This window comes from Variovorax sp. E3, assembly GCF_016082275.1.
Lineage (GTDB): Bacteria > Pseudomonadota > Gammaproteobacteria > Burkholderiales > Burkholderiaceae_C > Variovorax.
Window position 1 is genome coordinate 1 of record NZ_MOWM01000214.1, and the last position, 9,729, is coordinate 9,729.

5 protein-coding genes and 4 pseudogenes are annotated in these 9,729 nt (G+C 67.0%); 7 read left to right on the forward strand and 2 right to left on the reverse strand.

What is annotated here, in order from left to right; translation table 11 throughout:
- Positions 1-986 (reverse strand): SUMF1/EgtB/PvdO family nonheme iron enzyme (locus BMG07_RS37570; protein WP_198088748.1); only part of this gene is annotated, 986 nt, incomplete at its 3' end.
- A gap of 162 nt (positions 987-1,148) precedes the next feature.
- Here BMG07_RS37570 and BMG07_RS37575 point away from each other — a divergent pair.
- Both BMG07_RS37575 and BMG07_RS37580 read left to right on the forward strand, forming a co-directional pair.
- Entirely contained in the window at positions 1,149-1,778 is a 630-nt protein-coding gene (locus tag BMG07_RS37575) for a TRAP transporter small permease subunit (protein WP_198088749.1), read from the forward strand.
- Positions 1,779-1,799: 21 nt separating this feature from the next.
- Positions 1,800-3,644, forward strand: coding sequence for a TRAP transporter large permease subunit (locus BMG07_RS37580; RefSeq protein WP_198088750.1), 1,845 nt, complete (start codon positions 1,800-1,802; stop codon positions 3,642-3,644).
- A 101-nt stretch (positions 3,645-3,745) separates the two neighbouring features.
- On the opposite strand, the pseudogene BMG07_RS37585 reads toward BMG07_RS37580, so the two are convergent.
- Positions 3,746-4,827: pseudogene (locus tag BMG07_RS37585) on the reverse strand (TRAP transporter substrate-binding protein).
- Positions 4,828-5,044: 217 nt separating this feature from the next.
- Between BMG07_RS37585 and BMG07_RS37590 the strand changes: the two are divergent.
- The 5 genes and pseudogenes from BMG07_RS37590 (at position 5,045) to BMG07_RS37610 (ending at position 9,623) form a co-directional block, all read left to right on the forward strand.
- Positions 5,045-6,198 (forward strand): annotated as a pseudogene (locus BMG07_RS37590) (ABC transporter substrate-binding protein).
- 148 nt (positions 6,199-6,346) lie between these two features.
- Positions 6,347-7,227 (forward strand): annotated as a pseudogene (locus BMG07_RS37595) (branched-chain amino acid ABC transporter permease).
- Between the two features lie 2 nt (positions 7,228-7,229).
- A pseudogene (locus tag BMG07_RS37600) lies at positions 7,230-8,092 on the forward strand (branched-chain amino acid ABC transporter permease).
- Positions 8,089-8,892, forward strand: a complete 804-nt coding sequence (locus tag BMG07_RS37605) for an ABC transporter ATP-binding protein (protein ID WP_198088751.1) — start codon at positions 8,089-8,091, stop codon at positions 8,890-8,892. Before BMG07_RS37600 ends, BMG07_RS37605 begins: the two are co-directional and overlap by 4 nt.
- Positions 8,889-9,623: an ABC transporter ATP-binding protein gene (locus BMG07_RS37610; protein ID WP_198088752.1), complete on the forward strand. Its 735-nt coding sequence runs from the start codon at positions 8,889-8,891 to the stop codon at positions 9,621-9,623. Before BMG07_RS37605 ends, BMG07_RS37610 begins: the two co-directional genes overlap by 4 nt.
- Positions 9,624-9,729: the final 106 nt, after the last annotated feature.

Below are 9,729 nucleotides of genomic sequence, written 5' to 3' on the forward strand. Positions count from 1 at the left end.
CCGGCCCAGCGCGCCCAGGCGTCGGCCTCCCACCAGCTCAGGTGCACGGCACTGTGATGGCCGGCCGCGCGCACGGTCGCGCCAAAGCGCTGCTGCAGCACCGAGCCGCCCGAGCCGTGGCGCGCCGCGCCGATCTGCTCGACATGGCGCGGCCCGCGCCGGCCTTCGATCTGCGCCGCGAGCCAGCGCCAGCCTTCGCCGTGCCACAGCTCCTCGCGGTCGTAGCCGCCGTCGTCGACGAACTCGATGTACTGGTTCCAGGTGACGGGCTGGGCGTCGATCTCGAACTCGGGCACGTCCACGCGGTGCGCCGCGCGCTCCTGTGCGAAGGCGAAGCCGCTGTCGGGCATGCCCAGCTCCCAGCGCGTGGCCGGCAGCAGCAGCGGCTCGCGCGTGACGGCGATGGGCGCCTGCTCGAACCCGAGCGGCAGCCCCAGCGTCTGCGCCATCACCACGAGCTGCTCGCCGCGCAGGTCTTCGTGGAACAGCGCAAGGCGGTAGAAGTACAGGCCGGCGTCGGTCTCGGCCGCGTTCTCGAGCAGCTCGAGCGTGCTCTCCAGCGTTTCGAGCAGGTAGGCCTTGGTCTGGGAAAGATCGGGCAGGTCGGGCATGCCGCGCTGGGCCTGCGCCATTTGCGCGGTACTCCACCAGTCGTCCGCGCCGGGCTCGATGGCCGCCAGCCGGGTGGGCCGCGCCGGGCACTCGGCACCGAAGGCGCGCTGGGTGTTGCGCCCGATCCACCACTCGGCGAACCAGCCGATGTGGCCGGCCAGCCAGGCCGGCGGCACCACGTCCGGGCCGCGCGGCACCGGCATGCCTTCGCCGAGCGCCTGCTCGTAGAGCGACAGCAGGTGCAGGGTGTGGTTGCGCGCGTCGATCAACGCCAGGGACAGCAAATCGCGCCCGGCCCGGCAGATGTCGGGCGAATCGATCGACTGGGACGTCGCCACAGCCGGGGCCGGAGGGGGGCGCGGTGTCTGGGCCATGAAACATTATGACTAAGCCCCGCCTCCGGGTAGGCCCCAAAAGACACTTCCCATTACATCGATAGAATTCGCACCGCCTCACGCACCCGACCCGCTGGCACACAAGGCCAGTGCGTCGGGTGCTGTCGTATCTGGGGCATCCAATACAAAAATGGAGATGTAATGCAAGGCTTGCTCAAGCTGTCCCGAGCCATCGACTGGCTCAATGCCCAGGTGGGCAAATACGCGATCTGGCTCATCCTGGCCGCCACGGTGATCAGTGGCCTCAACGCCATCGTGCGCAAGGTGTTCAACACCAGTTCCAACGCGTTCCTCGAAGTCCAGTGGTACCTGTTCGCGTGGTCGTTCCTGATCGCCGCCGGCTTCACGCTGCTGAACCGCGAACACGTGCGCATCGACGTGCTCAACAGCCGCCTGTCCAAGCGCAAGCAGGTGTGGATCGACATCATCGGCTTCGCGTTCTTCCTGACGCCGCTGTGCATCACGGTGCTGTGGCTGTCGATGCCCGTGGTGCTGCAGATGTACCACTCGGGCGAAATGTCGGGCAACTCGGGCGGGCTGATCCGCTGGCCCGTGTGGGCGGCGCTGCCGTTCGGCTTCACGCTGCTGCTGCTGCAGGGCTGGTCGGAGCTGATCAAGCGCATTGCGTTCCTGCGCGGTGAAGGCCCCGACCCCATGGGCCGCCTGACCGACAAGACGGCCGAGGCCGAACTGATCGAGGCCCTGCGCCTGCAAGCCGAGGTGGAGGCCGCCAAGGCCGCCACCGGCGCCGCCCCCAAGCCGCAACACTGAACGGCCGAGCGGAAAAACACCATGGAATTCATTGTTGCCAACTTCGCCCCGATCATGTTCGCGGGGCTGATCTGCTTTTTGCTGCTGGGCTTTCCCGTGGCCTTCAGCCTCGGGGCCTGCGGCCTGTTCTTCGGTCTCGTCGGCGTCGAGCTCGGCGTGTTCCAGTCGTCGGTGATGGCCTGGCTGCCCCAGCGGCTGATCGGCATCATGGCCAACGACACCTTGCTGGCCGTGCCCTTCTTCACGCTCATGGGGCTCGTGCTGGAGCGCAGCGGCATGGCCGAGGATCTGCTCGACACGGTCGGCCAGGTGTTCGGCCCGATGCGCGGCGGCCTGGCGCTGGCGGTGATCTTCGTGGGCGCGCTGCTCGCGGCCACCACCGGCGTGGTGGCGGCCTCGGTCATCTCGATGGGCCTGATCTCGCTGCCCATCATGCTGCGCTACGGCTACGACCGGCGGCTGTCCAGCGGCGTCATCGCGGCCTCGGGCACGCTGGCGCAGATCATTCCGCCCTCGCTGGTGCTGATCATCATGGCCGACCAGCTCGGCAAGAGCGTCGGCGACATGTACAAGGGCGCGTTCCTGCCCGGCTTCATGCTGATGGGCCTGTACGTGCTGTACGTCGTGTTCCTCGCGATCTTCAAGCCGGCGCAGGTGCCCGCGCTGCCGCCCGAGGCACGCACTTTCCGCGAACCCAACGGCAGCGGCGGCTACACGTCGCTGGTGGCGCTCACGGCCCTGTCGGCCGTGGTGGCGGTCTGGCTGGCGCGCAACATGGCGGCGGTGCACACCTGGTTCCAGGGCCAGGAAGTGACCTCCGTGGCCACCGACGAGAAAGTGGTCGTCGCCATGTGCGGCGGCGTGTTCGTGGCGCTGGTGATCGCGCTGATCAACAAGGGGCTGAAGCTCAACCTGCTGTCGCGGCTGGCCGAGCGCGTGACCTTCGTGCTGATTCCGCCGCTGCTGCTGATCTTCCTGGTGCTGGGCACCATCTTCCTGGGCGTGGCCACGCCCACCGAAGGCGGCGCCATGGGCGCCCTGGGCGCGCTGGTCATGGCGTGGGTGCGCCGGCGCATGAGCTTCTCGCTGCTCAAGCAGGCGCTGGCCTCGACCACCAAGCTGTCCAGCTTCGTGATGTTCATCCTGATCGGCGCCACGGTGTTCAGCCTGGTGTTCCAGGCGGCCGACGGCCCGATCTGGGTCGAGCACCTGCTGTCGGCGCTGCCCGGCGGCCCGGTGGGCTTCCTGATCGCGGTGAACGTGCTGGTGTTCTTCCTGGCGTTCTTCCTGGACTACTTCGAGCTGTCGTTCATCGTGGTGCCGCTGCTGGCGCCCGTGGCCCACAAGCTGGGCATCGACCTGATCTGGTTCGGCGTGCTGCTGGCGGTGAACATGCAGACCTCGTTCATGCACCCGCCGTTCGGCTTCGCGCTGTTCTTCCTGCGCTCCGTCGCGCCCGAGAAGCAGTACGTGGACCGCGTGACCCAGAAGGTCATGGAGCCGGTGACCACGATGCAGATCTACAAGGGCGCGATCCCGTTCGTGCTGATCCAGCTCACCATGGTGGGCGTGCTGATCGCGTTCCCGCAGATCGTGACGGGCGCCCTCGACAAGGAAGTCAAGGTCAACCTCGACGACATCGGCGCGCAGATGCGCGACAGCCTGAAGCCGGAAGACGGCGGACCGGCGGCCGACCCCTACGGCGGTCCGGACGATGCGCAGCCGAAGGTCGAGCCGGGCGCGCCTGGCACGGAGGGCGCGGCGCCCGCCGCCCCGGCCATGCCGGAACCCGGCACCGAGAGCGGCGAGAGCGACCCGATGAAGGCCATGCAGGACGCGCTCAAGCCGGCGCCGCAAAAGCCCTGAAGCACGGCGGGCTCCCCCACAGGAGCCCGCCATGAAAAAAGGCCGGCCCGCTTTCGCGGGGCCGGCCTCTTTTTTGCGGGCCGCGAGCGGCCCGCGGCTCGTCAGATCTTGACCGAGTTCATGTACTGGTTGAACGGGTACTCCGAGAAGCGGTTCCACAGGATCTGGTCGCGCTGGAAGGCGCGCATGTCCTGGTGGATCTTCTTGAAGTCCGGCGACTTGGCTTCGTGCTCGGCGAACACTTCCATCGAAGCCTTGAAGCCGCGTCCATCACGGCCTTGGGGAAGGGCTTGAGTTCGGTCTTGGCGGCCACGAGGCGCTTGAGCGCCACCGGGTTGTAGGCGTCGTACTTGGCGATCATGTCGCGCGCGGCAACCTTGGTGGCCGCGTCCAGGATGGCCTTGTTCTCGTCCGACAGCTTGGCGAAGGCCTTGTTGTTGATGAAGAACTCGAGGTCGGCGCCGCCTTCCCACCAGCCGGGGTAGTAGTAGTACGGGGCCACCTTGTTGAAGCCCAGCTTCTCGTCGTCGTAGGGGCCGACGAACTCGGCCGCGTCCAGCGTGCCCTTTTCGAGCGCCTGGTACACGTCGCCGGCGGGCATGTTCTGCGACACCACGCCCAGCTTGGCCATGGCCTCGCCGAACACGCCGCCGCCCATGCGCATCTTCAGGCCCTTGAGGTCGGCGACCGTCTTGATTTCCTTGCGGTACCAGCCGCCCATCTGCGTGCCGGTGTTGCCGGCGCTGGCGGTACGGAAGTTGTATTGCGCGAAGAAGGCGTCGAGCAGCTTGCGGCCGTTGCCGTACTCTTTCCACGAGTCGGTCTGGCGTGCGGTCAGGCCGAAGGGCACGGCGCAGCTGAACGCGAAGATCGGGTCCTTGCCGGTGAAGTAGTAGGCGGCCGTCTGCGCCATTTCGAGCGTGTCGCCCTGCAGCGCGTCCACCACGCCGAAAGCGGGCATCAGCTCGCCGGCGGGGTGGACCGAGATTTCGAATTTGCCGCCGGACAGCGCCTTGACCGTCTTCGACAGCATTTCGGCGCTGCCGAAAATCGTGTCGAGCGAGCGCGGGAAGCTCGAGGCCAGGCGCCAGCGGACTGCGGTTTGCGCGTGGACGGCGGGCGCGATGCCGGCAGCCAAAACGCCGGCAATCCCGGCGTTTTTGATAAGGGAACGACGATCCATTGATAGCTCTCCGAGTTCTTTGAAAAAACAAAACGCGGCTTGTGACCGCGTTGGGGACTTTTGTGTAAGTCCGGGCGATTGTAAAAACGCGCTTACAGCCCCCGGCGGGGGTTTACCCTGCGCCCAGCCCCTTGCCAGCCGCGCACGGACGCGTCATGCAGACGAGGCATAAAATGTTAACCCGCCTTACATCCTCCTCTGAAAACGGCATCCCGACATGAGACTCCCCAACGCCTTCAAACCCGCACTGCTCGCGTTCGCCGCGGCCACCGCTTTCGGCGCGCAAGCCGCCGACATCAAGATCGGCGTCGCAGCCGCCCTGTCCGGCGGCGCCGCGCAGTACGGCGCCGCCATCCGCAACGGCTTCCAGCTGGCGGCCGACGAAATCAATGCCGCCGGCGGCATCAACGGCGACAAGATCGTGCTGGCCGTCGAGGACGAGCAGGGCAAGAAGGAAGACGCCATCAACGTCTTCAAGAAACTTATCTTCCAGGACAAGGTCCTGATGACCTTTGGCCCCACGCTGTCGAACTCGGCCCAGGCGGCGACCCGATCGCCCAGGCGTCCAAGACGGTGGCCTTCGGCACGTCGAACACGGCCGACGGCATCACCTCGATCGGCGACTACGTGTTCCGCAACTCGGTGACCGAAGCCGACGTGCTGCCCGAAACCCTGCGCGTGGCCATCAAGCACGCCAACGTGAAGAAGGTCGCGGTGCTGTACGGCAACGACGACGTGTTCACCAAGAGCGGCTACGACAACTTCAAGAAGGCCCTGGAAGACCTGAAGCTGCCCGTGACCACGACCGAGACCTTCGCCAAGGGCGACGTCGACTTCAAGGCCCAGCTCACCAAGATCAAGGCCACCAACCCCGACGCCATCGTGCTGTCGGCCCTGCTGGCCGAAGGCGCGCCGATCATGGTGCAGGCCCGCCAGCTCGGCCTGAACGTGCCGATCATCGGCGGCAACGGCATGAACTCGACCAAGATCTTCGACCTGGCCAAGGGCAGCTCGGACAACCTGTACGTCGGCAGCCCCTGGTCGGCCAGCAACGCCACGCCCGAGAACACCAAGTTCCAGAAGGCCTACAACGACAAGTTCAAGGCCGCGCCCGACCAGTTCGCCGCGCAAGCCTACGACGGCCTGTACGTGGTGGCCCAGGCGCTCAAGGGCGTGAAGCTGTCGGGCAACCTTGCCGCCGACCGCACCGCCCTGCGCGACGCACTGCCCAACGTCAAGTGGACCGGTGCCACCGGCGCCTTCACCTTCGCGCGCGCCAAGGACAAGGCCGGCAAGCCGGCCGGCTACGACGCGCAACAGCAAGCCATCGTGAGCGTGACGCGCGGCACGCAGTTCGTGATCGAGAAGTAAGCAAGGCCTTTTTCTTGCCGCTTCGATGGCGAGCCGCGCGGCCCGCCATGTTTTCTTTCCCGCATCTGGCGCAGGACCGCTTACTGCGCCGTTTTCTTTTTTGATTTGCCGCAACGCCCTGAAGGTTGCGGCCTGACGGAAGCCCATCGTGCTCGATCAGCAGCTTGTCAACGCCTTGTCGCTCGGGTGCGTCTACGCACTCTTCGCGCTCGGCTTCACACTCATTTTCGGCGTGCTCGGCGTCATCAACCTCTCGCATGGCGCGGTGTTCATGGTCGGCGCGTATGCCGCGGCCGAATTCATGCGCGTCTCGGGCATGCCGCTGTGGGTCGGCCTGCCCTTTGCCTTCGCGTTCTGCGGCGTGGTCGGGTTCCTGATCGACGTGCTGGTGCTCAAGCCCTTGCGCAAGCGCAACGCGCCCCACCTGATTCCGATGATCGCGACCATCGGCGTGGCCATCATCTTGAACAACGGCATCCAGGGCATCTTCGGCGCGGAGAACCTGCGCTTCCCGGCCGGCACCATTCCCGACGACGCGCTGGTGTTCGCCGGCATCCACGTCACCGTGCTCGAACTGGGCATCGTGCTGGCTTCGTTCGTGCTGATGGGCGTGCTGATGCTGTCGCTGCAGCGCACGCAACTGGGCCGCGCCCTGCGCGCCATTGCCGAGTCGCCCAAGGCGGCGTACCTGGTGGGCGTGAACGTCGAGGGCCTGTTCTACCTGACCTCGTTCGTGGCCGCCGGCCTGGGCGGCGTGGCGGGCGTGCTGATCGGCCTGTATTCCAACGCGCTGTTCCCGCTGATGGGCCAGCCGATGCTCGAAAAAGGCATTGCCGTGATCATCCTGGGCGGCATGGGCGACATCCGCGGCGCCCTGCTGGGCGGCCTGTTCCTGGGCTTTGCGAGGTGCTGTCGGTGGCGTACGTGGGCTCCAACATGCGCGACGCGGTGGCCTTCGGCCTGCTGTTCCTCGTGCTGCTGGTGCGCCCCAAGGGCCTGTTCGGCTCGCTGAAAGAGCGCAAGGTCTGATGATGGAAGCGCTCGACAATTTCTGGTCGGTCTACAGCAACCTGGTGCTCTCGCTGGGCATCAACGGGCTGCTGGCCCTTTCGATCTGGCTCACGCTGGCCTGCGGCATGCTGGCCCTGGCCAACGCGGCCTTCATGGGCATCGGCGCGTACACCGCGTCGATCCTCACGCTGAACTACGGTGCGCCCTTCCCGGTGGCCATTGCCGCCGGCATGGCGGCGCCCGCCGTGGTCGCCTTCATCATCGGCAAGCCGACGCTGCGGCTGTCGGGCGTGTACCTGGCCATGGCCACGCTGGCCTTCGGCGAGGTGGTGCGCATCGCCATCCTGACGCCGAGTCGCTCACGGGCGGCGCGCTGGGCCTGAACGGCATTCCGCAGTCGACCGAGTGGTGGCACGTGGCGCTGGCGCTGGTGCTCACGCTGCTGGTGCTGTGGCGCATCCGCCGCTCCAAGGTGGGCCGCGCCTTCGAGGCCATCAAGGAAGACGAAACCGCCGCCGGCCTGATGGGCATCGACGTGGCGGGCCACAAGATGCTGGCCTTCGTGCTGGGCGGCGCCATTGCCGGCCTGGCGGGCACGCTGAACGCGCACCTGACCTTCTTCATCGGCCCGGCCGAGTACGGCTTCAACCGCGCGGTCGACATCCTGACGATGGCGATCCTGGGCGGCATCGGCAGCCTCACGGGCCCGGTGCTGGGCGGCACCATCCTCACGCTGCTGCCCGAGATGCTGCGCGGCCTGGGCGCGTTCCGCCTGGTGGTCAACGGCTTCATCCTGGTGCTGATCGTGCTGTTCCTGCCCAAGGGCATCTGGGACCCGGCGCGCATCCGCCAGTGGTTCAGCCGCAAGGGGAGCGCGGCATGAGCGAACAAACGCTTCTGACTCTCAAGAACGTGTCGCGCCACTTCGGCGGGCTCAAGGTCCTGCAGGACGTGAACCTCGACATTCCCAAGGGCGGCATCTTCGGGCTGATCGGCCCGAACGGCGCCGGCAAGACGACGGTGTTCAACCTGATCACCGGCCTGCTGCCGACCACCAGCGGCACCATCCACTTCAAGGGCCAGGACCTGGCGGGCCGCAAGCCCTTCCAGATCACGCGCGGCGGCATTGCGCGCACCTTCCAGAACATCCGCATCTTCAAGGAGATGTCGCTGCTGGAGAACGTGACCGTGGGCATGGACGCCAAGCTGCGCTACGGCCCGCTGGGCCTGCTGGCGGGCACCGGCCTGTTCCGCAGCGAGGAAAAGCGCGCCCGCGACCGCGCGCGCGAACTGCTGAGCTGGGTCAAGCTCGACCACAAGGCCAACGACGTGGCCGACAACCTCTCGTACGGCGACCAGCGCAAGCTGGAGCTGGCGCGCGCGCTGGCCACCGAGCCCACGCTGCTGCTGCTGGACGAGCCCGTGGCCGGCATGAACAGCACCGAGAAGAGCGAGCTGATGGTCGAGATCGAGAACATCTCGGCGCGCGGCTACACCGTGTTCATGATCGAGCACGACATGCGCTTCGTGATGGGTCTGTGCCAGCAGATCGCGGTGCTCAACTTCGGGCGCATCATCGCGCGCGGCGGGCCCGAGCAGATCCGCAACGACCCGCAGGTGATCGAGGCCTACCTCGGCCGCGAAGACGACGAAGCCACGAACGACCAGGAGACCGCGGCATGAGCGCCGGTACGACGAGCACCCCCTTGCTGCAGGTGCAGGACCTGAAGGTGAACTTCGGCCATGTGCAGGCGGTGAAGGGCATCGATTTCGAGCTGCACGAAGGGCAGATTACCACGCTGGTGGGTGCCAACGGCGCGGGCAAGTCGACCACGCTGCTGGCGCTGTCGGGCCTCGTGAAGAAAACGGGCGGGCGCGTGGTGTTCGCGGGGCAGGACATCAGCGCGCTGTCGCCGCACAAGATCGTGGCCGGCGGCGTGGTGCAGGTGGCCGAGGGCCGCGCCACGCTGACCACGCTCACGGTACGCGAGAACCTGGAGCTGGGCGCCTACACGCGCCGCGACGGCACCGCCGCGCGCATGGCCGACCTGGAACGCATCTACGCCCTCTTCCCGGTGCTGAAGGACCGGGCCGACGGGCTGGCCGGCAATCTCTCGGGCGGCGAACAGCAGATGCTGGCGATCGGCCGGGCCCTGATGGCCAAGCCGCGCGTGCTGCTGCTGGACGAGCCCTCGATGGGCCTGGCGCCGATCATCGTGCAGGACATCTTCCGCACGCTGCGCGAGATCAACAAGCAGGGGCTGACGATCTTCCTGGTGGAGCAGAACGTGCGCCAGGCGCTGAAGATCGCCGACCGGGCCTATGTGATCGAGACGGGGAGCATCGTGCTGTCGGGGACCGGGCGGGAACTGCTGGGCAACCCGAAGGTGCAGGACGCGTACCTGGGGAGCTGAGGCTCTTTGGGGTGGTATTTCTCCCTCCCCCGCTGGGGGAGGGTCGGGGTGGGGGCTCGCGGCGCTTGATATGCCGCGGCGTTCAAGGCCGCTTGCCCCCATCCCA